Below are 23,138 nucleotides of genomic sequence, written 5' to 3' on the forward strand. Positions count from 1 at the left end.
CATCATGCGAACCCTCATCCTGCTTTTCATCGGGCTGATCAGCACGCCCTTACACGCCACGCTCAGCGCCTACCTGGACAAGAACCCGCTTCTGGCGGGGGAAACCGTGACCCTGACCATACGCAGTGAATCAGGCAAGGATGACCCGGATCTGTCCGCACTGGAACAAGATTTCCAGATTCTCGGACGCAGCAGCTCCAGCCAGATCCGCATGGTTAATGGAACCACCACACGGACCCACGACTGGCTCATTCAGCTCCGCCCCAAGCGTCTGGGCACGCTACAGATTCCGGCGATCCGCGTCGGCCAGGCGCAGACCGACCCGATCACCCTGGAGGTGCGCAAGCCAGAGCTGGCCCAAGGCCAGCTGCCCGAGGCCTTCATCGAGTTCGAAGCGGACAAGCGCAGCGCCTGGCTGCGCGAGCAAATCACCGTAACCGCACGGCTGTACGTGCGCGGCGACCTGCTCTCCGGCAGCTTTTCCGAGCCGGCCAGCAGCCATGCCGTGATCGAACAGCTGGGCGATCAAAGCGAGAGCCAGAGCCTGCGCGGCACACACCGCTACAGGGTGATCGAGCGGCGTTACGCCATCTTCGCCGAACAGTCCGGCACGCTGACCTTGGACGGCCCGGTGTTCAGCGGTGAGGTGGCCGACAGCAACCGGCGCAGCCAGGGGCTGTTCGGGTTCGGCACGCCGTCGCGCAGCCTCTATGCCGCGGCCGATCCGCTGCAGATCGAAATCAAACCGCCGCCATCAGACGCCGCAACGTGGCTGCCGGCGCAGGATGTGCAACTCAGCCAGAGCATCAGCCCGGCCGATGGTCCTTGGCAGGTCGGTCAACCGTTGACCCGCACCGTCACCCTGACCGTATTCGGGCAGCTGCACACCCAGTTGCCCGACTTCACGCCGGCCCTGCCCGCCAACACGCAAAGCTTCACCGAACCGGCCCAGGAACAAACCCGCAGCGACGGCGAGCAGCTGATCGCCACGCGCAGTTACAGCACGGCGATTATTCCCGGCGCTGGCAACGCACTGACACTGCCCGCGGTCACGCTTGAGTGGTGGGATACGGCCAGCAATACGCTGCGTCAGGCAACCTTGCCCGAGCGTGTGCTCAAGCTCACTGGCGCGGCCCCGCCAGCGCCAACACCTCAGCCACAGCCGCAGCCCTTGTCAGCCGCCGACAACTCGGCCGCGCCCACACCGGCAAGCATCGACACAGGGGTGGACTGGCGTTGGCAGGTCGCCGCCCTGACCTGCGCCGCGGGCTGGCTGGGCACCTTGCTGGCGTGGCTGTGGCAGACCCGCCGACGCGAACGCAGCCCGGCCACAGCCCCGTCCGTGCCTGACCGCCGTGAGGTCCTGCGAGCGCTGGAGCATGACGATGCGCGACGCTGTCGCCAGGCTTTGCTTGACTGGGCGCGCCAGGCCAGCGGCCAGGCGCTGAGGCTGGACCAGCTCAGCCAGCTGAGTGATGATCCCGCCCTGCCCGCGGCCCTGGCCGCGCTGGATCAGGCGGCTTACGGCGGCGGTGACAACGTCCCCCGCGAACCGCTGATGCAGCTGGTGTGCCATTTTCGCCCTACCACGCAGCAGGCCGATGGCCGCGCTGCGCTCGCCCCGTTATACCCGGAGTAAGCTGATGTCCAAGCTGTCCCGCATCGTCGATATAAACCTCAATCTGCTCGCCAGCAGCCTGCGTGGCTGGCGTGGCAGCGCCGCGTTCAAACCTGTCCCTCAGCCCGAGAAGATGCTCGAACTCTACGACATCGAAAACTGCCCCTACTGCCGCCTGGTGCGCGAAACCCTGTGCGAGCTTGATCTGGATGTGCGCATCCTGCCCTGCCCGCGTGGCGGCACGCGCTTTCGTCCGCAGGCCGTGGAGCGTGGCGGCAAGGCCCAGTTCCCCTTGCTGCATGACCCCAACACCGGCGTACTGATGTACGAATCACGCGACATCGTGGCCTACCTGCAGCGCACCTACGGCCACGGTGAGACCTCTGGCCTGACCCATCCGCTGCGCGTTGCCAGCTCGATGCTCAGTTCCGCCACCCGCGCCGCCAGCAGCGGACTCAACGCACGCGGCCGCGCAGCCCCCGCACAGGATCTGGAGCTGTACAGCTTCGAATCCAGTCCGTTCTCGCGCCCGGTGCGCGAACGCCTCAGCGCTCTGGAGCTGCCGTATATTTTGCGCAACACCGGCAAGGCCGAATGGAAGGACATGGGGCCGCCGCATCTGCGCAAGCAGTTCTTCCCCGATGCGCCCGTTGTCGGCCGCAATCGCAAGGCGCTACTGGAGCGCGCCGGCAAGGTTCAGGTGCCCTATCTGGTCGACCCCAACAGCGGCACCGAAATGTTCGAGTCGGCTGACATCCTGGATTACCTGAACGCCCACTACGCCTAGACCGCAGTCCGTCCGCTCAAACCGCACGCTGATCGGCACAGGCTTGCCGCAGCCTGCGAGCGCGCGATAATGCCTGCTCGTCGCAGCGAGCAGGAGAGTCTGATGGAAGGTCTTCGCAAGGTGATCGTGGCCGGGGCATTTGCTGTGCTGGCCAGCGCATGTGGTGGTGGTGACAGCGGGCAATTGCCTACGCCCAGCGCCGCCCCCGACAACACCGACACCCCCAAGACTCAGCTGCAGCAGCAAGCCTTCGCCTCCTGCGCTGCGTTCAAGGATTACTACGCGCAAGCGCTGGCCGAGGAGTATTTCAGCGGCTACAGCTACAACCGCAACTGCTTTGGGTGCGAGCCGGCCACGCTGGAGGCGGTCGATTTCGCCCAGGGCGATGCGGTGGCCGCACCCGCAGCGCCGGAGGCTGCCCCGCAGCGCGAGGTCAGCGACACCAACACCCAGGAAGCAGGCGTCGACGAAGCCGACATCATCGAAACCAGCCCGGATGGGCAAACGCTGTACGTCTTGCGCCGCGAGGCCCGCGAACTGCTGGTCATCGACATCAGCGATGTCAACAATCTGAACATTCTGGCGCGGCTGGCCTTGAGCGAAACCAGGCAACCCAGCGGCATGTTTCTCGACGCCGAGAATCAACGTCTGGCCATCATTTTGACTCCGGGCTACATCTACTACCTCGATGCCCCGGCGGTCAGCGACGCGGGTTTTGTTGGACCAGCGGGCAAATCGAGTATCGCGCCCCCCGACTTCGAAGACGCCACCGAAGTGCGTTTCTTCGACGTGTCCGATCGCAGCAATCCGCGAGCCCTGGAATCCCTGCTCCTGGACGGCCAGTTTGTCGATGCCCGACGCATCGGCGCGCGCATACATCTGGTCACCCAGTTCGGCCTGCCCTATCCGGCAAGCCTGTACGACAACGAGAACTTCCACACCCTGGCCTACGAGGAATATCCACGCGCCTACGCCGACCAGGACCAGGCCCGCATGGACGCCCTCAAACCACAGATACGCGCCCTTATCGAACAGGCCGTTGCGGCGCTGCCAGCCGAGGACTTGCTGCCCCGCCTCGGCACCGAGGCCAGCGGCATGCAGCCTCTGGCCTGTACCCAGATTCAGCACCCGTCGGTCAGCACACGCATGGGTCTGCTGATGATCTCCAGCATCGACAGCGATGGCAGCGCATTGAGCACGCTGGGCAGCATCAACAACGCCTGGCAGCTGTATGCCAGTGCACAGGCGCTGTATCTGAGCCAGCACAGCGGCGGCTGGTGGTTTGACCCACAGCAAACGCAGCAAACCGCCATCTACCGCTACGACATCAGCAACGGCAGCGCCGAACCTGGCGGCCTGGGCCTGGTCGATGGCTGGCTGGGAAACCGCTATCAGATGAGTGAGTTCGAGGATCATCTGCGTGTGGTCACGACCGAGGCGCGACCAGGCGCCGACGCGCAAGATCGGTGGGTCAATCACCACCACCTGAGCGTGCTCTCGACCACCAACATGACCCTGAGCGGCCAGGTCGAAGACTTTGTCGATGTCAGCGAAAAACCCCGGGAAACCATCCGCGCGACCCGCTTTGTCGGCAACAAGGGCTATGTGGTGACCTTCGAACAGATCGACCCGCTGTTCACCTTCGATCTAAGCGATCCGGCCGCGCCCTTGAAGGTCGGGGAGCTCGAGATCCCGGGCTTTTCAAGCTATATGCATCCGCTGGGTGATGATCACCTGCTGACCATCGGACGCAACGCCGGCGACAATGGCGTGGGCAGCGGGCGGGCCTTTCAGCTGCAGATCTTCGACGTCTCCGATCTGGCACAACCGCAGCTCGTGGCCAGCGCAGAACCCGCGCTGGGCAGCAATGACTATGCCTTCAGCCTGGCGGAACACGATCCGCATGCCTTCACGTTCAGCCAAACCGCTGCGTTACTGGATCTGAACGACCTGAGTGGCGTGCTGAGCATTCCGGTACAGATCGCAGCGGCCGAAAGCAGCGACGCGTTGAGCGGCTTCATCGCCTATCGCATCGGTGTACAAGGCAGTGAGGCCAGTATCGACGAGTACGCGCGCATCGATCACAAGGACAGCGGCGACAATGGCCAGGGCTGCCCGCCCAACGCCGACGAACTGCCGCCGGAAGGCTGCAACGGCTTCGCCCCGGTGATTTACAACGAGCCCTTGCGCAGCGTGATCATCCAGGACACCGCCGAACTGCTGGCCACCACCACGCTGCTGACCCTGTCCTCGTCTTATCTCAAGGTGCTGGACGCCAGCGCCGACACGCCGCGCGAAAGCGACACGCTGGATCTGCGCCCCTGATCAAACGGCCTCGGGATTTTCCAGCAACAAGGCTGACCCCAGACCGCCGCCGGCACAGGTGGCCACCACCGCGTAGCGTCCGCCTTCCAGGCGCAAACGGCGAGCGGCCGTGCTGATCAGGCGGATTCCGGTCCCGGCAAACGGATTGCCCAGCGCGAGCGAGCCGCCCCAAAGATTCAGACGCTCGGCGGGGATGGCGCCGGGCGCATGCTCCAGCCCCAGTTCCTCACGCGCAAAGCGCGTGTCGGCCAGGGCCGCCTGATTGGCCAGAATCTGAGCGGCAAATGCTTCGTGCAGTTCGAACACGGCGATGTCCTGCATGCGCAGCCCGTGACGCGCCAGCAGTGGCGGAATCGCCATGGCCGGCCCCAGCAGCATCTCGCTGTGCATGTCGTGCACGCCCGTTAGCTGCGCATCACAAACCCGCGCCAGCGGTGTCAGGCCGCGCTGTTCGGCTTCGCCCTGCGCCATCATCAGCAAGGCTGCGGCGCCATCGGTCAGTCCGGATGCGTTGCCGGGCGTCACGATGCCCCTAGGGTCGAACGACGGCTTCAGCGCGGCCAGGCGTTGCAGCGAGGTGTCGCCGCGGATGGCGTCATCGCGGCTGACCTCAATCTGCGCCAGGCTCACCCGCATGACATCGGCATAGTGACCCGCATCCCAGGCAGCCTGGGCGCGCTGATGGCTGCTCAGCGCGTAGGCGTCGGCCGCTTCGCGCGTCACGGCAAAGCGTTGCGTCATGTTTTCACAGGCGCTGCCCATGCTCAGGCCGGTGGTCAGATCCTGACTGCTCGGCAGTTCAGGCAGCAGATCAGCCGGCCGAATCCCGCCCAGCAGCTTGAGACGCTGTCGCAGGCTGCGTGCCTTGGACAGGCGAATCGCACGCTGGCGCATGCGCCGCGGCAGGCGTATTGGCAGATCGGAGAAGTTCTCCGTGCCTGCCGCCACCCCGATCTTCAGACGCCCCAGCGCGATCGCATCGCACAGGTTGATCACACCGACATTGGGCGACACACCGGCCATGGAAATGCTGTAGGCCGGGATATGACTGGGATAGCCCGCCACCAGCATGGCTTCGCGCGCCACGTTGGTGGTCTCCACATCCTGAACCACCATGCCCATGGTGACCAGCTCAACCGCTGCAGCATCCAGCCCGGCACGGCGCAAAATCTCGGCCAACGGCAGAGCAGCCAGCTGGTAGTTATGCAATTGCGCATAAGCGCCAGTGGAATTCAGAAACGGTGTCCGTACGGCGTCCACTACAACAGGGCGACGCGCGTCGGCGACCTCAGTAAATCCGGGCATGCAGCTTTCCAGTCAAAAACCGGATGCGATGTTACCGCAAAGAAACATGGCGCACAGCGCGCACACTCAGGGCCTGGTGGTTTTGACGTGGCGATCCAGAAACGCGAGCACCTGAGGCCAGATCCAGCCATCGACCAAAAAGGTGGTGGCATGCCCCGACAGCGACACCTCAAGCAACTGATAGGGCGCCCCCTGGGCCTTGAGCGCAGCGGCAAGCAGACGCGATTGCTCGATATCCACCAGCAGGTCCCAGGTGCCGTGATACATCAGGGTTGGCGGATCATCGGACGAAGCCAGGAACAACGGTGACGCGGCCCGGTACTCGGCTTCGTGACCGGCGTATTCACCGATCAGCTTGTGCAGGTAGGGACTCTCGGGATAGCGCGTCAGATCGGTTGGCCCGGCGCCGGACACCACCGCGCGGACCCGATGGCGCGTGCTCGGCTCATCCAGCCCCAGCATCAGGGCCAGGTGACCACCCGCCGAATAACCCATCACCCCAACCCGCGTCGGGTCCACTTTCCAGCGTGGCGCCTGCGCTTCCAGATAGCGGTGTGCCGCAGCCACATCCAGGCTTTGCGCGGGGTATCGAAACGCCGGCGCCAGCCGGTAGCCCAGATTCATCACCACGTAGCCGGATGCGACCAGACGCTGGGCAAATTTGTCCATGTCTGCCGGTTCACCGCGCGCCCAACCGCCACCGTGGATGAGCAGCACCGCCGGAAACGGCCCGCCCCCCGACGGCACATAGATGTCGGCGTGCTGACGCTCATGCGCCTGATCGACATACGCCTGATCACGCGACACCTCGTAGTCCAACTGCGCCGGGCTGCGCACGCTGCAGCCCGCCAGCGCCATGGCGACACAGGACAGCACAGCAAGGGATGTTCGCGACATGATCCATTCCACAAAACGAGTTCACTGACTCTACGCCGCCTAGCCGGCCAGCGGATGCAGGCATGCCGCCCGAATGGGGTATTTCCGCCGTATCGACGCAACCTACACTGAAGCGCAACCAGCCCGACAGGCCGCACGGCCGGCGGGCTCAAACGAACCGGAGACCCGTGTGCCCACTGCCAACCCTTCGCCCTACGGGCACATGAACAACCCGAGCGGCTGGTACCGCAGTTACTGCCTCAGCCTGATTTTTGTGGTGCTGGTGATCGCCTATATCGATCGCGGCATTTTCGGCGTCATTCTGGAGCCGGTAAAACAGGAGTTCGGCCTCAGCGACCTGCAACTGGGTGTACTCACCGGACCGGCCTTTGCCTTGTTCTATGCCTTGATGGGCATACCGCTGGCGCGCTGGGCCGATGTCGGCAACCGGCGCACTGTGGTGGCCCTGTGCCTGGCCGTCTGGAGCGGCATGACCGCACTGGGCGGCATGGCGCAGAATTTTCTCACCCTGTTTCTGACCCGCATCGGAGTCGGCGTGGGTGAAGCCGGGGCGGTCCCGCCAACCCATTCATTGGCCTCCAACTACTACCCGCCAACCCAGCACGGCAAGGTGGCGAGCATCTTGTCGTTTGCCGCGTTGATCGGCAGCTTCGTCGGGGTGATTCTGGGCGGCGAAGTGCTCAAGGCCAGCACCTGGCGGATCACACTCATGGTGGTCGGCATTCCGGGCCTGCTGCTGGCCGTGGTGGTATTCGCCAGCTTGCGCGAGCCCCGTCAGATCACTCGGGTGCCACGTCCGGGCGAGATTTTCGATGCCTCCTCGCGCGCGGTCATGCGCAAACTGCTGGCCACAAAAACCTATTTCCAGCTGCTGCTGACTTTTGCCACGGTGTCGTTCTTTACCCTCGGCATGCCGGCCTTCGCCATTCCGTTCTTTCAGCGCAGTTTTGAGCTTGAGGTGAATATCGCCACGCGCAGCTACGGCAGCGCGGCCCTGGTCTCCACGCTGATCGGAACAATCCTGGCCGGCATCATCGTCGACCGGCTGGCCCGCCGCGATGTGGCCTGGAAGCTGCGCCTGCCGGGTCTGGCTTGCCTGATCGCGGCCCCGATCATGGCGGCGGCCTTGCTCGCACCCGATTACCGCTTGTGCCTGGCTTTGTATGTCGTCGCCAATACGCTGGTGTTCATGGCTCTGCCGGCACTGTATTCCGCGGTTTATGGCGTGGCCCACGACAGCGAGCGTTCGATGGCCATTGCGCTGTTGGGTCTGGTCACCAATCTGATCGGCCTGGGTGTCGGCCCGGTACTGATTGGCGCAGCCAGCGACTGGCTGCAACCACAGTTCGGCAGCGATTCGCTGCGCTATGCGCTGGCCGGTTCCGTGCTGTTTCTGGCCTGGGCCTCGCTGCACATGCTCAAGGGTGTGCGCACCTATCGCCAGGATTACGTTGCCGGCGACGCCGCCTCAGACTAGGGCCTAGACCGCAACCGGCGCCTTGATGTGCGGCAGCGGGTCGTAATCGACGATTTCGATGTCTTCGAAGCTGTAATCGAACAGGCTGGGTGCCTTGTTCAGGCGCAGCCGCGGCAAACCTCGCGGTGTGCGTGACAGCTGCTCGGCTGCCTGCTCCAGATGATTGGAGTAGAGGTGCACATCGCCACCGGTCCACACGAAATCGCCCGGTTCGTAGCCGCATTGCTGGGCGAACATGTGGGTCAGCAAGGCGTAGCTGGCAATGTTGAACGGTACGCCGAGGAAGAAATCGCAGGAGCGTTGATACAACTGGCAGCTCAGGCGCCCATTGGCGACGTAGAACTGAAACAGCAGATGACAGGGCGGCAACGCCATGTTCGGCACATCGGCCACGTTCCACGCACACACAATATGACGCCGCGAATCAGGGTTGTTGCGCAGTGAATCCAGCACCTGGCTGATCTGATCGATATGCCCGCCATCGGGGGTTGGCCAGCTGCGCCATTGATGCCCATACACCGGCCCCAGGTTGCCATGCTCGTCGGCCCATTCGTCCCAGATGGTGACGCCGTTGTCCTTGAGATAGGCAATATTGGTGTCGCCACTGAGAAACCACAGCAACTCGTGAATGATCGAGCGCAGATGCAGCTTTTTGGTGGTCAGCAGCGGAAAGCCCTGACCCAGATCGAAACGCATCTGCGCGCCGAAGATCGAACGGGTGCCGGTGCCGGTGCGATCACTCTTGTCCGCGCCGGTGTCGACGATGGTCTGCATCAGGTCCAGATACTGGCGCATCAGCGCTCTCCGTTACGACGATAAGCCCAGATCATGATCGCCATGCCCGACAACCACATGGGCGCTGACAGGATCATACCCATGGTCAGCCAGCCACCGTAGAGGAAGCCGATATGGGCGTCGGGTGTGCGGAAGAATTCCACGAATGTGCGGGCCACGCCATAGCCGATCAGGAACAGGCCGGAGGCCGCCATGACCGGGCGCGGCTTGCGCGCAAACCACAGCAGGATAAGCAACAGGGCCAGTCCTTCCAGGCCGGCTTCGTACAGCTGCGACGGGTGGCGCGGCAGCGGGCCGGCGCCAGCATGCGGAAACACCATGCCCCAGGGCACTTCGGTCACCCGCCCCCACAGCTCGCCATTGATGAAGTTGCCGATACGCCCGGTCAGCAGCCCCACCGGCACCGCCACCGCGATGAAATCCATCACTTCCCACCAGCGCCGGCGGTATTTGTGGGCATGCCAGAACTCGGCCAGCAGCACCCCGATCAGGCCGCCATGAAACGACATGCCACCTTCCCAGATACGCAGCAGATACATGGGGTCGGCGAGAAAGGCGGAAAAATCGTAGAACAGCACATAACCCACGCGGCCGCCCAGAATTACGCCGAGGATGCCGGTGAACAGCACGTCGCTGATTTCATCCCGGGTCCAGCGCGCGGCTGCCACATGTGGCAGCTTCAGGCGCTGCACCTGAATCAGCCAGAACAGCGCGAAACCGGCCAGATACGACAAGCCGTACCAGTGAATCTGCAACGGCCCGATGGCAATCGCAACGGGGTCGAAATTCGGATGAGTCAGCATGAAAAGCCTTGGCAAGTCAGGTCGCGAATGAGCCGCGGTGCGCGTGCAAAAGCGCTGCCCGTCACCACGCCGGCGGCTGCGCAGGATACCGAATCAGCGCGGCAATGTAGAGATCAACCAGGGCTTCTGCACAGGCCTGATCCTGCGCATCGAAGCGCGCCTTGAGCGGACTGTCGATATCCAGCACCCCGATCACCCGGCCCTGCTGCACCAGCGGCACAACCAGTTCGGAGGCGGAGGTGGGATCACACGCGATATGCCCATCAAAGGCATGCACATCCGCGACCCGCAGGGTGCGCTGCTGCGCCGCAGCGGTGCCGCACACACCTTGCCCCCAGGCGATGCGGGTGCACGCCGGCAAGCCCTGGAAAGGCCCCAGCACCAGCTCCTCACCACGACGCAGGTAAAACCCGGCCCAGTTGATGTCAGACCACTGCTGGTACAGCAGGGCCGAAAGATTGGCGGCGTTGGCCAGGGCGTCGGGCTCAGCGCTGATCAGCGCGTCCGCCTGCTTTAGAAACAACGCGTGGTTCATGTTTGGCTCTCCTGATATCTCGCTGGCAGGCGCCGCACCTGCCAGGCAAACCGTATGCCGAGCAAGGCCGCCGCAGCGGCCAGGGCGGCACAATACACCCACCACACGGCCTGCGCGCCGCTGGCCTTGAAATGGAACAGCCAGATAAACGCCGCACCACCCACGCCCCAGTAGGCAAAGGTGGTCGCCTGCATCACGAAGGCGGTGTCCTTGAGCCCTCGCAACATGCCCGAGCCCAGCGCCTGCAAGGCATCAACCAGATGAAACACCCCGGCAATGCGCAAAAAACTCACGGCAATGGCGGCCACCGCCGCGTCATCGGTATACAGGGCCACGATCGGCGACGGCATACTCAACAGCAGCAACGCGATCAGGCCACTGAGCACGCACATGCTCTGGTAACCAAGCGCGCCGATGCGGCGCACCGCCGCGGCCTGACGCGCGCCCGCCGCCTGACCGATGAGTACCGCCACGGCCTGACCCAGACCCAGCGCAATCATGAACATCATCCCGGTGAAATTGAGCGCGATCTGACTCGCGCCTATGGTTTCGGTGCCGAAGCGCGTCATCAAAAGCCCGCCGGTCGCAAACAGGGCGGTCTCGCTGGCCAAGGCAGCGCCAATCGGAAAACCCTGCTGCAGCACCTCGCGGCCGGCTTCGGGCTGCCACGCACCACGCGGCTGATAAGGCACAAATCGCGGGTCGCGCCAGAACAACCAGACCATCGCAGCCGCCAGCCACATCTGCACCAGCGCAGTGGCCAGACCGCAGCCCAGGGCACCCAGCGCCGGCAACGGCCCCCAGCCGGACATCAGCGCCAGATCCAGCGGAATATTCAGCAGCAAGGCGGTGAAACCGATCCACATCACCGGACGGCTGTGACCCAAACCTTCCAGCGTATTGCGCAGGGCGAAGAACACACCAAGAAAAGGAGTGCCCAGCGACAGCGCGCGCAAATATGACACCGCGCCGTCACGCACGGCCGGCTCCAGACTGAGCTGATCCAGCACCAGCGGCGGAAACAGCCACAGCAACACACCCCACAACGTCCACAGCACCACCATCAAGCGCAGGGCCGATGCGCTGAAGCGCCCGATCTCCGCGGCCTCGCGCTGCTCGCCAATGCGGTGTGCCACACCCGGCGACACGGCCAGACCAAAGCCCAGCAGAAAGGTCATGCCAATCATCAGCATGGTGCCGCCCAAGGCCACACCGGCCAGCACATCGGCGCCCAGTTGTCCAGCGACGATGGTGTCGGTGGTGTTCATGCCAAAAAAGGCAATCTGGGCAAACACGATGGGACCGGCCAAACGGACCAGACGCGACAGGCGCGGCAATTCAAGCGCAGAGGGAGACACAGCAGACATCGGCGGGGAGTACGGCACAACGAGGCCGGGACGAAACCGCGTATTATCGCGCCTCCTGATTGAACCCGGCGGCCCGTCTGTCGGTCACATGGCCATGTCTGTCAGCCCAAGCCCCGATACCCTGCAGCTGGTGTTGTGCACCTGCCCGCAAAGCGAAGCCCGCGATTTGGCGCAGTCGCTGGTTAGCCAGCGCCTGGCCGCCTGCGTCAACATCCTGCCGTCGGTGAGCTCGGTCTATCGCTGGGATGAACAGGTGGTCGCTGAAGACGAAGCCTTGCTGATAATCAAGACCTGCGCTGACCAGCGCGAAGCCTTGTTCACCCAGCTGGCCGAGCTGCACCCCTACGCCGTGCCCGAAATCATCAGCCTGCCGGCGGGCAGCGTGTGGCCCGGCTATCAAGCCTGGGTCCGCGACGAAACCCGGCCCCTGCCCTGAACATCCCGAACATGATGCGAACTGTGACGATCGGCCTGCTGGCCCTGCTCTGGCCGTGGATGGCCAGCGCCGGATTTTTTGATGACACCCGCAGCAGCCAGGACGCCTTTCTGCCTGCCGAGGACGCCTTTCGGGTCGAGGCCATCGCACTGGACCGCGAGCGCATCCAGGCACGCTGGACGATTGCCCCGGGCTACTACCTCTACCGGCATCGCCTTGATGTCGCGGTGGTCGAACCCAACGGCCTGACCATTCGCTGGCAGCCCCCTCAGGGCCAGCCGTACCACGACGAACACTTCGGCGACGTCGAGATTTACCACGATGTGCTGGATCTGCCGATTGCCCTGACGGGACAAGGCGAATCGGTTACGCTCAAACTGCGCTATCAGGGCTGCGCCGACGCGGGCCTGTGCTACCCACCGCAAACGCATACCGTGACACTGGATCTGACCACACCATGAAAGCCCTGACCTATGCCGTGATCGCCGCGCTAGCACTGGGCCTGGGTTTTGTCCTGGGCGGCATGCGCCACAATCACGGACACGGCGCCGATGACAGCAGCCCTATGCCGGCGCCAGCCTTCTCGTTGATCGATCTCAACGGTGAGGCGCACACTCCGGAGCGCTACCGCGGACAACTGCTGCTGATCAATTTCTGGGCCACCTGGTGCACACCATGCGTGCTCGAAATGCCGCGCCTGGATGCGGCCTACCAGCAATACGCCGAGCAAGGCCTGGCGATACTCGGGCCGGCGCTGGACGATTCGGCTGCAGTCAGCGCGTTTCTCAAGGACAACCCGATCAGCTACCCGGTCACGGTGGGCGATCAGGCGCTGTTCTCGCTGATGGACGAATTCGGCGACACGCTGGGCGCTTTGCCCTTCAGCGTGCTGATCGATCGCCAGGGGCTGATCGTGGAGCGCCACTGGGGTGAACTGACCCAGGCTCAGCTGGATGAGCTGCTCGAGACTTATCTGTAGAACGCAAAGTTCGGCAAAAACCGCAAAAATGTAGGAATTTGCCGACATCGTGCTGCGATCTTTCGCAAAACCTATACATTGACCCACAACTGCGACACAATGGTGCAAAACAGCATCAACAGGATCAATCGCAGTGGGCAAACTGCTTTTACTCAATGGCCCGAATCTGAATCGGCTCGGCACCCGTGAGCCGCAAACCTACGGCCACACCACGCTCGCCGATATCGAGCAGCATCTGACCTCACTGGCAGATGCACAAGGCCATGCTCTGACGTGCTTCCAAAGCAATGCGGAGACTGCCCTGATTGAGCGCATACATCAAGCCGGCGACGACGGCTGCGATCTCATCCTGTTCAATCCGGCCGCGTTCACCCACACCAGCGTCGCGCTGCGCGATGCACTGCTCGCGGTGAACTTGCCGTTTATCGAAATTCACCTCAGCAATGTGCACGCCCGCGAGGCGTTCCGCCATCACTCGTATTTCTCCGACATTGCTGTCGGCGTGATCTGCGGGCTGGGTGTGCACGGCTACGAACTCGCACTGAATGCCGCCATGCGGCGACTCGAATCGCAACAGGACGACTGATGGACATTCGCAAAGTCAAAAAACTGATCGAGCTGGTCGAAAGCTCGGATGTCGCAGAAATCGAAATCAAAGCCGGCGAAGAGGCCATTCGCATCAGCCGCTTCAGCCAGCACGCAGCCCCCGTGGCCAGTACGCCGATCGCGGCGCCAGCCCCAGCGGCCGCACCACGCCCCAGCGACAACGCAACCGAAACATCGGCTGAGCCGGCCAAGCGTGACGAGAGCAAACTGGTCCGCTCACCCATGGTCGGCACGTTCTACGCCTCGCCCTCACCCGGCGCGCCGTCGTTTGTCGAAGTCGGCCAGACCGTGTCCGCCGGCCAGACCCTGTGCATCATCGAAGCGATGAAGATGCTCAACCAGATCGAAGCGCCACGCTCGGGCACCGTCACCGAGGTGCTGGTCGATAACGAGGAGTCGGTTGAATTCGACCAGCCCATGTTCGTTATCGAATAGGTGCCACATGACCCCACCGTTCGAAAAAGTCCTGATCGCCAATCGCGGCGAAATCGCACTGCGCATCCAGCGCGCCTGCCGTGAACTCGGCATCGCCACTGTCGCGGTTTACTCCAGCGCTGATCGCGAGCAGAAACACGTACTGCTCGCCGATGAGTCGGTGTGCATTGGCCCGCCGCCGGCCGGCAAAAGCTACCTCAACATGGCCGCCATCATTTCCGCTGCGGAAGTGACCGGCGCCAACGCCATTCACCCCGGCTACGGCTTCATGTCGGAGAACGCCGACTTCGCCGAAAGCGTGGTGCGCAGTGGCTTCACCTTCATCGGACCACGCGCCGAAACCATTCGCCTGATGGGTGACAAGACCGCCGCCATCGAAGCCATGCAGCAGGCCGGCGTACCGTGCGTGCCCGGCTCCAACGGCGTGCTGGATGATGACCCCAAGCGCTGGCACGAACTGGCCGAGGGCATCGGCTATCCGGTGCTGGTCAAAGCCGCCGCCGGCGGTGGCGGTCGCGGCATGCACGTGATCCGTTCACCCGCCGAGCTCGAGCGCAACATCGGCCTGGCCCGCCAGGAAGCCGCTTCGGCCTTTGGCAACGATGCCGTGTTCCTGGAGAAATACCTGGAAACACCGCGCCACATCGAAATTCAGGTGCTGGCCGACATGCATGGCAAGGCCATCCATCTGGGTGAGCGCGATTGCTCGATGCAGCGGCGCAACCAGAAGGTCATGGAAGAGGCCCCGGCGCCGGGCATCAGCCCTGAGGCCCGCGCGGAAATTGGCGCCCTGTGCGTCAAGGCCTGTGAAGACATGGGCTATGTCGGCGCTGGCACCTTTGAATTTCTGTACGAGAACGGCGCGTTTCATTTCATCGAGATGAACACCCGCATTCAGGTTGAGCACCCGGTCACCGAGATGATCACCGGTGTCGACCTGGTCAAGGAACAGCTGCTGATTGCAGCCGGCCAGCCGCTGCGCTACAGCCAGGACCAGATTCACATCAACGGCCACGCGTTGGAGTGCCGCATCAATGCGGAAGACCCGCTGCGCTTCGTGCCGTCGCCTGGCGAGGTCACCAAATACCACGTGCCCGGCGGCCCGGGCGTGCGCGTCGACTCGCATGTGTATCGCGGCTACACGGTGCCGCCGCACTACGACTCCATGATCGGCAAGCTGATCGCTCATGGCGAGGACCGCGAATGTGCCATGGCGCGCATGCGCACCGCCCTGTCCGAACTGGTGGTCGAAGGCGTACGCACCAATCGCGAATTGCATCAGCGCATCCTGCATGACCCGCAGTTCGTAGCCGGTGGCGCGCACATCCACCATCTGGAATCGCGTCTCAACGAATGGAGCCGCGATGTCTGAACCCGGCAGCTGGGGCCAGATTCATATTGCCGCGGATGACCCGGACCGTATCGAGGAACAGCTGATCGAACACGGCGCGCTGGCCGTGACCTTCAGCGACGCTGAAGACACGCCGGTGTTCGAACCCGGCCCGGGCGAACTGCGCCTGTGGCCGCGCACCGTTGTCACCGGCCTGTTCGAAGGCGCGGCTGATCTGGTCGGCGTGGCCACCGTGCTGGTCGCCGGCGCACATTGCCAGCCCGCACACATCCGCATCGATGGCCTGGCCGATCGCGCCTGGGAGCGCGAATGGCTTAAGGATTTTCGCCCCATGGCCTTCGGTCAACGCCTGTGGGTCAGCCCCCACCAGGCGCAGGCCTGCTGGCCGGACGATGCGGTGGTGCTGCGCATGGACCCGGGACTGGCCTTTGGCACCGGCACGCACCCGACCACCCGACTGTGCCTGAACTGGCTTGATCAGACCGATCTGAGCGGCTGTCATGTGATTGACTACGGCTGCGGCTCGGGCGTGCTGGCGGTGGCGGCAGCCCTGCTCGGCGCGGCTCGTGTCACGGCCTTTGATATCGACCCTCAGGCCATGACTGCGACGCTGGAGAATGCGCGCGCCAACAAGGTCGCCGACAAAATCACCCTGTGCCCCACCGAGCAACCGCCCACACAGCCGGCCGACATTGTTGTGGCCAATATTCTGGCCGGCACGCTGGTCGATCTGGCCGCACCGTTGAGCGCCCTGGTCAAACCCGGCGGACATCTGGTGATGTCCGGCATTCTCGCGGAACACGCGCAATCGGTTCACGCCGCTTTCGCTGAGCAATTTTTGCTCAACGCTGCAAATTCAGAGGCTTGGGTCAGACTCGACGGAAGGCGATTTGCGCCGCACGACTAAACCGCTATCATCCCTGCCCCCCGCGAGACTGCCTCACGGGTTGGGGATTACGCAGAGTCAGGGCGACGCAAGCGCGAACGATGTCAGGAAAAGAACAAAAAGAAACCGGTCTGGATGACCACAAGCCGCTGAGCTACTACGTCGACGCCAGCCTCAAGCGGTACTTCAAAGAGTTGAATGGCCACCAGCCGAACGAGCTGTACCGCCTGATCCTGTCTGAAGTGGAAAAGCCGCTGCTCGAACGCGTCATGCTCCACTGCGACGGCAACAACAGCCGCGCCGCCGAGATTCTCGGCATTAACCGCGCCACCTTGCGCAAAAAGATTCAGCAGTACCGCATCTCATTCTAAATCCCACAGGACTGACGTGACTTACGCTATCCGCCGTGCCCTGCTTTCGGTCTCGGACAAGACCGGCATCGTTGAACTCGCCCAGGCGCTGCGCCAGCGTCAGGTGGAGCTGATCTCCTCCGGCGGCACTGCCCGCACGCTCAAGGAGGCCGGAGTTGAAGTGACCGAGGTCTCGGCTCATACCGGCGCACCTGAGATCATGAACGGGCGGGTCAAAACCCTGCACCCGAAAATTCATGGCGGCATCCTGGCCCGTCGCGGCATCGACGACGCCACTCTGGAAGAGCAAAACATCGCGCCGATTGATCTGGTGGTGGTCAACCTCTACCCGTTCAGTCAGACCGTGGCCAAACCGAACTGCAGCCTGGACGATGCCATCGAGAACATCGATATCGGCGGCCCGACCATGGTCCGCGCGGCGGCCAAGAATCACAAAGACGTCAGCATTGTGGTTGACCCGAGCGACTATCAGCGGCTACTCGCCGCAATGGATGGCGACGGCGTCGATGCCGGCATGCGCCGCGATCTCGCGGTCAAAGCTTTTGCACACACCGCCGCTTACGATGACGCCATCGTCAATTATCTGAGCGCGCTGGATGACAACGACAGCGCACAGCCCCAGCCACGCATCTTCAACCGCCAGTGGCATCTGCATACGGCGTTGCGCTATGGCGAGAACCCGCATCAGCAGGCCAGCTTTTACGCTGACGCCAATGCGCCCTCCGGCACCATTGGCGCGGCCCGCCTGATCCAGGGCAAGCCGCTGTCGTACAACAACCTGGCCGACGCCGATGCGGCCTGGACCGCCGCGCTGGAATTCATCATGCCGGCCTGCGTTATCGTCAAGCACGCCAACCCCTGCGGCATTGCGGTCGCCGCGGACATTGGCAGCGCCTATGAAAAAGCCTTCTCCACCGATCCGACATCGGCCTTCGGCGGCATCATCGCTTTCAACAGCGACCTGGACGGTGAAACGGCAGCCGAGATTCTGAACAACCAGTTTGTGGAAGTGATCATCGCACCGAAGATCACGCCTGCCGCGCGCGAAGCGCTGGCCACCAAGACCAACGTGCGCGTGCTGGAAACCGGCTGCGCACCGGACCAGCTCAACAACTGGGAACTCAAGACGCTGTCGGGCGGCTTGCTGGTGCAATCGGCCGATCAGGCCCGCATCCACCGTGAAGAACTCACCGTGGTGACCGAAAAAGCCCCCACCGACCACGAAATCAACGACATGATTTTCGCCTGGCCAGTGGTCAAGATGGTCAAATCCAATGCCATCGTGTTTGCTCGTGACGGCCAGACCATGGCCATCGGTGCCGGGCAGATGAGCCGCGTCGACTCGGTGCGCATCGCCATTCGCAAGGCCGAAGATGCCGGTTTCGATCTGCGCGGTAGCGTGATGGCCTCCGACGCCTTCTTCCCGTTCCCGGATGCCATGCTGGCCGGCGCCGAAGCCGGCGCCACCGCAATCATCCAGCCGGGCGGCTCGATGCGTGATGACGAAGTCATCACCGCCGCGAATGAAGTCGGCGTGGCCATGGTTACCACCGGACGCCGCCACTTCCGCCATTGATCTGGCCAGACCGCGGCCTGCTGGCCGCGGTCTGATGCTGCAACTCAAACCCGGTAATCGATCTCCACGATCACGTACTGCTCGCGCCCTGCGGGCAGTGCGACGCTGATCTCGTCATCCAGCCGCTTGCCGAGCAAGGCCTTGGCCATCGGTGCTCGCAAACTGATCCAGCCCTGCTTGGGATCCGTCTCGTCCGAACCCACGATGCGCAGGGTGCGGCAATCGCCGGCTTGGTCCTCCAGCGTCACCCAGGCACCGAAGTACACCCGCGAGGTGTCCTGCGGCAAAGCCTGGGGCACCTTGAGCTCATCCAGGCGACGACCCAGATAGCGCAAACGCCGGTCGATCTCACGCAACTCCTTTTTGCGATAGATGTACTCGGCGTTTTCCGAGCGATCGCCCTCAGCCGCCGCCGCCGACAAGGCTTTGACGACCTCGCGACGACGCAGCCACAGCGCCTGATGCTCATCGCGCAGCGCTTGAAGCCCCGCCGCGGTGATGTAGTCCGCCACTATTGAACGATATCGGGCAGATCATCCGGCAGAAAGAAATCCGGCAACAGCTTGGCGCCGGGCTCGTGCTGATACTGGGCAAAGTCGGTATGCCCGGCCTGCTGAAGCACCAGATCATCGATGCAGAATTGGCCGGTGAATTCACGGCTGGGCTTGGTCAGCACATGCCAGGCGGCATCACCCATGATTTGCGGTGTGCGACTGGCTTCAACCATAGGCTCAGCACCGGGCATGTTCTGAATCGCTGCAGTAGCAATCGGCGTATGCGGCCACAGGCAGTTAAAGGCAATGCCTGCCGAACGGAATTCCTCGGCCATGGCCCAGGCGTAGACGCTCATCGAGTACTTGGCCAGGGTGTATGCCGCGTGCGGCTTGAACCAGCGAATGTTCCAGTCCAGCGGCGGTGAAATGTTCAGCACATGCGGGTTGTCTGCTTTCTTGAGATACGGAATGCACAGCTTGGACAGCAGGAAGGTGCCACGCCCGTTGACCTGATGCATCAGGTCGTAACGCTTCATGCTCAGCATCTCGGTACCGATCAGATTGATCGCACTCGCATTATTGACGCAGATGTCGATGCCGCCGAAATGCTCTGCGGCCTGCTTGACGGCCGCCGCAGTGGCGTCGTCATCACGGATGTCGCAGACGATCGGCAAAGCCTTGCCACCGGCCTGCTCGATCTCCTCTGCGGCACTGTGGATGGTGCCCGGCAGCTTGGGATGCGGCTGATCGGTTTTGGCCAGAATGGCCACATTGGCGCCATCACGCGCTGCCCGCACTGCAATGGCCAAGCCAATGCCGCGCGATGCGCCGCTGATCACCAGCGTTTTACCTGCCAGTCCTTGCATAGATGTCTCCCCATTCAAAAGTCTCGATTGTACTCAATGGCCCGGAGCATTTTTTTGGCACCAGGCAAGCATGCCCTACACTGCAGACTCGCTCCTTCAACTGCGCAGCATGAAAGACTTCAAGATCACGCTCTGGATACTGGTCGGGCTGGTCGCCGGCGGCATACTCGGTGAGGCCCTCTATCAAATCTATGATGGCCAGGTTCCGGGCGGCTGGCTGAGCGGCCTGTCTGTGGTCGGCAACACCGTGTTCATGGGTTTGCTCAAGATGATTCTGGTGCCCCTGATCACCGCCAGCGTGATCGTCGGGGTCAACGCCATCGGCGACCCCAATAAACTCGGCCGCGTTGGTGGTTGGACCGTCACCTATTACTTCGGCACCATGCTGGTGGCCGTTATAACTGGTTTGATTCTGGTCAGCCTGATCGCTCCGGGCGACCCCAGCGGACAAGGCACCGGCCTTGGCCTTGACGTGCTCAGCAGCGGCGAGCAAGCCTACGCGGCGGAATCCGGCGAAAAACGCGCCCGCGTCGAGGCCACTGGTGCCAGCGGCCTGGGCGGCGCCCTGATGAATCTGATCGGCCAGTTAATTCCCTCCAATCCGCTTGGCGCCGCCGCAGACTTCAAACTGCTGCCGGTGATCGCCTTCTCCATCATCCTGGGCATATCGCTGGCTGCCGGCGGAGAGAAAACACGCCCGGTGGTGGTCTTTTTCGAAGCGCTGCTGGATGCGGTGATGCGCCTGGTCGACTGGATTCTCAGGCTGGCCCCGATCGGGGTCTTTGCGCTGGTCGCCTGGAGCGTCGCGCGTATCGGCCTGGGTTCGCTATTCGGCCCGCTGGCCGCCTACGTCGCCACCGTCATCGGTGGCCTGCTGGTGCATGCGCTGATCACGCTGCCGCTGGTGCTGTGGCTGTTCACCCGCTACTCACCCTGGCGTTTCGCCGTGGGCATGCGCCCGGCCCTGCTCACCGCCTTTGGCACCGACTCGTCTTCCGCGACCCTGCCGGTGACCATGGAAGCGGCCGAAGCCAGCGGCTGCAGCCGCCGCGCCTCGCGCTTCGTACTGCCCTTGGGCGCGACCATCAACATGGACGGTACCGCGCTGTATGAAGCTGTAGCCGTGGTGTTCCTGTTTCAGGCCTACGGCATCGATCTGGGCACCACCGAACTGATTCTGATCGCCGTCACCGCGACGCTGGCCGCCATCGGTGCCGCCGGCATCCCGTCAGCTGGCCTGGTGACCATGGTGATCGTGGTCGAAGCGGTGAACTCCTCACTCGCCGCCCTGCCCGGCACCAGCACCCTGCCGATTGCCGCCGTGGGCCTGATTTTGGGCATCGACCGCCTGCTCGACATGTGCCGCACCACGGTCAATGTCTGGGGTGATGCGGTCGGCGCTCGCATCATCACCCGCCTGACGCCTGACCAAGCTGGCTAGGCCAGGACAAAACCATCAGGCACAAAAAAGGCCAGCAATCTGCTGGCCTTCGAATATTCTTGGCGCGCTTTACAGCGGGCGGATTGCAGCAGCCTGCAGGCCCTTGGGACCTTCTTTGACTTCGAACTGCACTTGCTGGCCTTCTTTCAGGGTACGGAAACCGCCCCCTTCGATGGCACGGTAATGGGCGAACAGATCTTCACCACCGTTAGCTGGCGTGATGAACCCGAAACCTTTGGCTTCATTGAACCATTTGACCGTACCGGTCGCTACTTCAGACATTGAAACTTCCAAATAAAAACGAAAAATTACGAAGGCCACCCGGCCTTCGTTAAAGAAACGCATAGCGCCTCTCACAGCACCATAGAGTAAATTTACTGCCAAGTCGACAATTTTTACGACACCCGGCAATTGGCGCTAAACCCTTACCCTGCAGGGGTGCACAGGCATGACCGGGTGCCTATACTGCGCGGCCATTCGCCATCGCAAACAGCATGATTACGCTCTACGGCATCCCCAATTGCGACACCGTCAAACGTGCACGTAAAACCTTGGATAGCGCGGGCATTACCCACCACTTCCATGATTTTCGGCGCGACGGCCTGAGCCCGGAACAGGCGCAGAGCTGGCTGGACACACTGGGCGCCGATCAGCTGATCAACCGCCGCGGCACGACCTGGCGCCAACTGGACAGCACCGCGCAGGCACAGGCTGAAAGTGCGCAGGCCGCGCAACTGCTGTGCGACCACCCCGCACTGATCAAACGCCCGGTGATTGACCGCGGCAATGCCCTGCGCGTCGGCTTCCCGGCCAAACAGGCCGACGAGATCATCAGCTGGTTGCAGCAAGGCTGACAGGCGGCGGGAACTTTCCGCCGGCCCATGTCTCCATAAAGGTGTCAGCCTGGGAGACAGCATGATGAAAACCACCGCTTTGGCCTTTGTCGCCACCGTCATAGGGGGCGCCGCCAGCGCCAATGCACAAACTGCAGAACCTAGCTCCAACCTGCCTGACATCACCGTATATCCCAATCCGGTGGCCTTGCTGATTGATCGGCTGAGTCGGCAGATCATCGACGACATGGACACCGCAGCACGCCTGCCCGCACTCTCGCATCAGGAAGCCCATGCGACCGATGTCGACGATTCAAATGCGCAGACGACGCCCTCCACACGCGACGCCTGAGTGGCGCAGCCCACACCACACGGTCGCAAACTGAGCTATCTTGGCCCCCGAACCTGGGGGTGATGGCATGAAGATTCCGTACCTGGCGCTGGCCCTGTGCAGCGCCGCAGGCAGCGCTCAAGCGGCTGTGCTGGCACAAACCGACAATGGCTTTCAGCTGGAAAATCAGGTCGAGGTCAGAGCCGATACGGCACAGGCTTACCAGGCCTTGGTTGAGGACGTCGGAGACTGGTGGCCGGCCGACCACAGCTGGTTCGGGGCCTCGGAAAATTTCTCCATCCAGGCCCGGCCGGGCGGCTGCTTGTGCGAGATCGCCGGCGCAGATCAGGTGGAGCACATGCGCGTGGTTGTCGCGCGCCCTGGCCATCTGCTGCGCATGGTCGGCGGTCTCGGCCCGCTGCAAAGCATGGGTCTGAGCGGCCCGCTGGACTGGATCTTCGAGCCGCTCGACCAGAACAAACCCGAGGCCGGCACCCGCATCCGCCTGCGTTACACCGTCAGCGGCTTCGTACCCAAGCCGCTGGGGGACTTCGTCAACATCGTCGACCAGGTCCAGGCGCAACAGCTTGGCGCACTGGCCGGCTTCATCAACAACAACTGAAT

At 63.1% G+C, this 23,138-nt stretch carries 26 protein-coding genes; 17 read left to right on the top strand and 9 right to left on the bottom strand.

The features are described from left to right. Positions 1–4: 4 nt before the first annotated feature. The 3 genes from ATO7_RS10145 to ATO7_RS10155 all read left to right on the top strand — a co-directional run bounded on the left by ATO7_RS10145 (position 5) and on the right by ATO7_RS10155 (position 4,730). A complete protein-coding gene (locus ATO7_RS10145; RefSeq protein WP_158523153.1) occupies positions 5–1,639 on the top strand; it encodes a BatD family protein in 1,635 nt (544 codons plus the stop codon). Between the two features lie 4 nt (positions 1,640–1,643). Further along, entirely contained in the window at positions 1,644–2,405 is a 762-nt protein-coding gene (locus ATO7_RS10150; RefSeq protein ID WP_083561825.1) for a glutathione S-transferase N-terminal domain-containing protein, read from the top strand. A 102-nt stretch (positions 2,406–2,507) separates the two neighbouring features. Further along, entirely contained in the window at positions 2,508–4,730 is a 2,223-nt protein-coding gene (locus ATO7_RS10155) for a beta-propeller domain-containing protein (RefSeq protein WP_158523154.1), read from the top strand. On the opposite strand, the gene ATO7_RS10160 is transcribed toward ATO7_RS10155, so the two are convergent. Then, positions 4,731–6,035: a thiolase family protein gene (locus tag ATO7_RS10160; protein ID WP_083561618.1), complete on the bottom strand. Its 1,305-nt coding sequence runs from the start codon at positions 6,033–6,035 to the stop codon at positions 4,731–4,733. Positions 6,036–6,101: 66 nt separating this feature from the next. After that, positions 6,102–6,932, bottom strand: a complete 831-nt coding sequence (locus tag ATO7_RS10165) for an alpha/beta hydrolase (protein WP_146680275.1) — start codon at positions 6,930–6,932, stop codon at positions 6,102–6,104. Between the two features lie 169 nt (positions 6,933–7,101). On the opposite strand from ATO7_RS10165, the gene ATO7_RS10170 reads away from it, so the two are divergent. Beyond that, a complete protein-coding gene (locus ATO7_RS10170) occupies positions 7,102–8,409 on the top strand; it encodes a spinster family MFS transporter (protein WP_158523155.1) in 1,308 nt (435 codons plus the stop codon). 3 nt (positions 8,410–8,412) lie between these two features. On the opposite strand, the gene ATO7_RS10175 is transcribed toward ATO7_RS10170, so the two are convergent. The 4 genes from ATO7_RS10175 to ATO7_RS10190 form a co-directional block, all read right to left on the bottom strand. Then, positions 8,413–9,204: a thymidylate synthase gene (locus ATO7_RS10175; protein WP_083561621.1), complete on the bottom strand. Its 792-nt coding sequence runs from the start codon at positions 9,202–9,204 to the stop codon at positions 8,413–8,415. Beyond that, positions 9,204–10,007 carry a prolipoprotein diacylglyceryl transferase gene (lgt, locus tag ATO7_RS10180; RefSeq protein WP_083561622.1) on the bottom strand — a complete coding sequence of 268 codons (804 nt, stop codon included), beginning with the start codon at positions 10,005–10,007 and terminating at the stop codon, positions 9,204–9,206. Before lgt ends, ATO7_RS10175 begins: the two co-directional genes overlap by 1 nt. A 61-nt stretch (positions 10,008–10,068) precedes the next feature. Further along, on the bottom strand, positions 10,069–10,542 hold the full coding sequence (locus ATO7_RS10185) for a GAF domain-containing protein (protein WP_083561623.1): 474 nt from the start codon (positions 10,540–10,542) through the stop codon (positions 10,069–10,071). Continuing rightward, the gene (locus tag ATO7_RS10190; protein WP_206044879.1) at positions 10,539–11,900 is read right to left on the bottom strand and encodes an MATE family efflux transporter; all 1,362 of its coding nucleotides are present in this window, start codon (positions 11,898–11,900) and stop codon (positions 10,539–10,541) included. Before ATO7_RS10190 ends, ATO7_RS10185 begins: the two co-directional genes overlap by 4 nt. Positions 11,901–12,003: 103 nt before the next feature. Here ATO7_RS10190 and cutA point away from each other — a divergent pair, with 103 nt between their 5' ends. The 9 genes from cutA (at position 12,004) to purH (ending at position 18,549) form a co-directional block, all read left to right on the top strand. After that, entirely contained in the window at positions 12,004–12,345 is a 342-nt protein-coding gene (gene cutA, locus ATO7_RS10195) for a divalent-cation tolerance protein CutA (RefSeq protein ID WP_083561826.1), read from the top strand. Positions 12,346–12,356: 11 nt separating this feature from the next. Then, positions 12,357–12,806 carry a protein-disulfide reductase DsbD domain-containing protein gene (locus ATO7_RS10200; RefSeq protein WP_083561625.1) on the top strand — a complete coding sequence of 150 codons (450 nt, stop codon included), beginning with the start codon at positions 12,357–12,359 and terminating at the stop codon, positions 12,804–12,806. Continuing rightward, positions 12,803–13,324, top strand: a complete 522-nt coding sequence (locus tag ATO7_RS10205) for a TlpA family protein disulfide reductase (protein WP_083561626.1) — start codon at positions 12,803–12,805, stop codon at positions 13,322–13,324. The genes ATO7_RS10200 and ATO7_RS10205 overlap by 4 nt, the downstream gene beginning before the upstream one ends. Before the next feature lie 133 nt (positions 13,325–13,457). After that, a complete protein-coding gene (gene aroQ, locus ATO7_RS10210; RefSeq protein WP_083561627.1) occupies positions 13,458–13,910 on the top strand; it encodes a type II 3-dehydroquinate dehydratase in 453 nt (150 codons plus the stop codon). Next, on the top strand, positions 13,910–14,365 hold the full coding sequence (accB, locus tag ATO7_RS10215) for an acetyl-CoA carboxylase biotin carboxyl carrier protein (RefSeq protein ID WP_083561628.1): 456 nt from the start codon (positions 13,910–13,912) through the stop codon (positions 14,363–14,365). The genes aroQ and accB overlap by 1 nt, the downstream gene beginning before the upstream one ends. 7 nt (positions 14,366–14,372) lie before the next feature. Continuing rightward, positions 14,373–15,737 (top strand): acetyl-CoA carboxylase biotin carboxylase subunit, encoded by a 1,365-nt coding sequence (gene accC / locus ATO7_RS10220; RefSeq protein WP_083561629.1) that lies wholly within the window; start codon positions 14,373–14,375, stop codon positions 15,735–15,737. Then, on the top strand, positions 15,730–16,623 hold the full coding sequence (gene prmA, locus ATO7_RS10225; RefSeq protein WP_083561630.1) for a 50S ribosomal protein L11 methyltransferase: 894 nt from the start codon (positions 15,730–15,732) through the stop codon (positions 16,621–16,623). Before accC ends, prmA begins: the two co-directional genes overlap by 8 nt. A gap of 80 nt (positions 16,624–16,703) precedes the next feature. Continuing rightward, a complete protein-coding gene (fis, locus tag ATO7_RS10230) occupies positions 16,704–16,973 on the top strand; it encodes a DNA-binding transcriptional regulator Fis (RefSeq protein WP_083561631.1) in 270 nt (89 codons plus the stop codon). Between the two features lie 28 nt (positions 16,974–17,001). Next, positions 17,002–18,549: a bifunctional phosphoribosylaminoimidazolecarboxamide formyltransferase/IMP cyclohydrolase gene (gene purH, locus ATO7_RS10235; protein WP_083561827.1), complete on the top strand. Its 1,548-nt coding sequence runs from the start codon at positions 17,002–17,004 to the stop codon at positions 18,547–18,549. Positions 18,550–18,593: 44 nt separating this feature from the next. On the opposite strand, the gene greB is transcribed toward purH, so the two are convergent. Beyond that, positions 18,594–19,061 carry a transcription elongation factor GreB gene (greB, locus tag ATO7_RS10240; protein WP_240499455.1) on the bottom strand — a complete coding sequence of 156 codons (468 nt, stop codon included), beginning with the start codon at positions 19,059–19,061 and terminating at the stop codon, positions 18,594–18,596. Continuing rightward, complete coding sequence (locus tag ATO7_RS10245; protein WP_083561633.1) at positions 19,061–19,909, bottom strand: SDR family oxidoreductase; 849 nt, start codon at positions 19,907–19,909, stop codon at positions 19,061–19,063. Before ATO7_RS10245 ends, greB begins: the two co-directional genes overlap by 1 nt. Positions 19,910–20,018: 109 nt before the next feature. Between ATO7_RS10245 and ATO7_RS10250 the strand changes: the two genes are divergently transcribed. Further along, positions 20,019–21,350: a dicarboxylate/amino acid:cation symporter gene (locus ATO7_RS10250; RefSeq protein WP_240499456.1), complete on the top strand. Its 1,332-nt coding sequence runs from the start codon at positions 20,019–20,021 to the stop codon at positions 21,348–21,350. A 69-nt stretch (positions 21,351–21,419) separates the two neighbouring features. On the opposite strand, the gene ATO7_RS10255 is transcribed toward ATO7_RS10250, so the two are convergent. Next, the gene (locus ATO7_RS10255; RefSeq protein WP_083561828.1) at positions 21,420–21,632 is read right to left on the bottom strand and encodes a cold-shock protein; all 213 of its coding nucleotides are present in this window, start codon (positions 21,630–21,632) and stop codon (positions 21,420–21,422) included. 212 nt (positions 21,633–21,844) lie between these two features. Here ATO7_RS10255 and ATO7_RS10260 point away from each other — a divergent pair, with 212 nt between their 5' ends. From ATO7_RS10260 to ATO7_RS10270, 3 genes are all read left to right on the top strand, one after another. Continuing rightward, positions 21,845–22,204, top strand: coding sequence for a Spx/MgsR family RNA polymerase-binding regulatory protein (locus tag ATO7_RS10260; protein WP_083561635.1), 360 nt, complete (start codon positions 21,845–21,847; stop codon positions 22,202–22,204). Between the two features lie 61 nt (positions 22,205–22,265). Next, positions 22,266–22,535: a hypothetical protein gene (locus tag ATO7_RS10265; protein ID WP_146680277.1), complete on the top strand. Its 270-nt coding sequence runs from the start codon at positions 22,266–22,268 to the stop codon at positions 22,533–22,535. A gap of 67 nt (positions 22,536–22,602) precedes the next feature. Continuing rightward, positions 22,603–23,136 carry an SRPBCC family protein gene (locus ATO7_RS10270; RefSeq protein ID WP_083561637.1) on the top strand — a complete coding sequence of 178 codons (534 nt, stop codon included), beginning with the start codon at positions 22,603–22,605 and terminating at the stop codon, positions 23,134–23,136. Positions 23,137–23,138: the final 2 nt, after the last annotated feature.

This window comes from Oceanococcus atlanticus (assembly GCF_002088235.1).
Lineage (GTDB): Bacteria > Pseudomonadota > Gammaproteobacteria > Nevskiales > Oceanococcaceae > Oceanococcus > Oceanococcus atlanticus.

What these genes read in the sequence shown, in the direction of transcription:
- fis (WP_083561631.1), top strand. Translation starts at nt 16,704, where the DNA reads ATGTCAGGAAAAGAACAAAAAGAAACCGGTCTGGATGACCACAAGCCG.
- accC (WP_083561629.1), top strand. Translation starts at nt 14,373, where the DNA reads ATGACCCCACCGTTCGAAAAAGTCCTGATCGCCAATCGCGGCGAAATC.
- ATO7_RS10255 (WP_083561828.1), bottom strand. Translation starts at nt 21,632, where the DNA reads ATGTCTGAAGTAGCGACCGGTACGGTCAAATGGTTCAATGAAGCCAAA.
- ATO7_RS10265 (WP_146680277.1), top strand. Translation starts at nt 22,266, where the DNA reads ATGATGAAAACCACCGCTTTGGCCTTTGTCGCCACCGTCATAGGGGGC.
- cutA (WP_083561826.1), top strand. Translation starts at nt 12,004, where the DNA reads ATGTCTGTCAGCCCAAGCCCCGATACCCTGCAGCTGGTGTTGTGCACC.
- ATO7_RS10165 (WP_146680275.1), bottom strand. Translation starts at nt 6,932, where the DNA reads ATGTCGCGAACATCCCTTGCTGTGCTGTCCTGTGTCGCCATGGCGCTG.
- ATO7_RS10200 (WP_083561625.1), top strand. Translation starts at nt 12,357, where the DNA reads ATGATGCGAACTGTGACGATCGGCCTGCTGGCCCTGCTCTGGCCGTGG.
- prmA (WP_083561630.1), top strand. Translation starts at nt 15,730, where the DNA reads ATGTCTGAACCCGGCAGCTGGGGCCAGATTCATATTGCCGCGGATGAC.
- ATO7_RS10160 (WP_083561618.1), bottom strand. Translation starts at nt 6,035, where the DNA reads ATGCCCGGATTTACTGAGGTCGCCGACGCGCGTCGCCCTGTTGTAGTG.
- ATO7_RS10185 (WP_083561623.1), bottom strand. Translation starts at nt 10,542, where the DNA reads ATGAACCACGCGTTGTTTCTAAAGCAGGCGGACGCGCTGATCAGCGCT.
- ATO7_RS10175 (WP_083561621.1), bottom strand. Translation starts at nt 9,204, where the DNA reads ATGCGCCAGTATCTGGACCTGATGCAGACCATCGTCGACACCGGCGCG.
- lgt (WP_083561622.1), bottom strand. Translation starts at nt 10,007, where the DNA reads ATGCTGACTCATCCGAATTTCGACCCCGTTGCGATTGCCATCGGGCCG.
- ATO7_RS10145 (WP_158523153.1), top strand. Translation starts at nt 5, where the DNA reads ATGCGAACCCTCATCCTGCTTTTCATCGGGCTGATCAGCACGCCCTTA.
- ATO7_RS10155 (WP_158523154.1), top strand. Translation starts at nt 2,508, where the DNA reads ATGGAAGGTCTTCGCAAGGTGATCGTGGCCGGGGCATTTGCTGTGCTG.
- ATO7_RS10245 (WP_083561633.1), bottom strand. Translation starts at nt 19,909, where the DNA reads ATGCAAGGACTGGCAGGTAAAACGCTGGTGATCAGCGGCGCATCGCGC.
- ATO7_RS10150 (WP_083561825.1), top strand. Translation starts at nt 1,644, where the DNA reads ATGTCCAAGCTGTCCCGCATCGTCGATATAAACCTCAATCTGCTCGCC.
- ATO7_RS10250 (WP_240499456.1), top strand. Translation starts at nt 20,019, where the DNA reads ATGAAAGACTTCAAGATCACGCTCTGGATACTGGTCGGGCTGGTCGCC.
- ATO7_RS10270 (WP_083561637.1), top strand. Translation starts at nt 22,603, where the DNA reads ATGAAGATTCCGTACCTGGCGCTGGCCCTGTGCAGCGCCGCAGGCAGC.
- accB (WP_083561628.1), top strand. Translation starts at nt 13,910, where the DNA reads ATGGACATTCGCAAAGTCAAAAAACTGATCGAGCTGGTCGAAAGCTCG.
- ATO7_RS10205 (WP_083561626.1), top strand. Translation starts at nt 12,803, where the DNA reads ATGAAAGCCCTGACCTATGCCGTGATCGCCGCGCTAGCACTGGGCCTG.
- ATO7_RS10260 (WP_083561635.1), top strand. Translation starts at nt 21,845, where the DNA reads ATGATTACGCTCTACGGCATCCCCAATTGCGACACCGTCAAACGTGCA.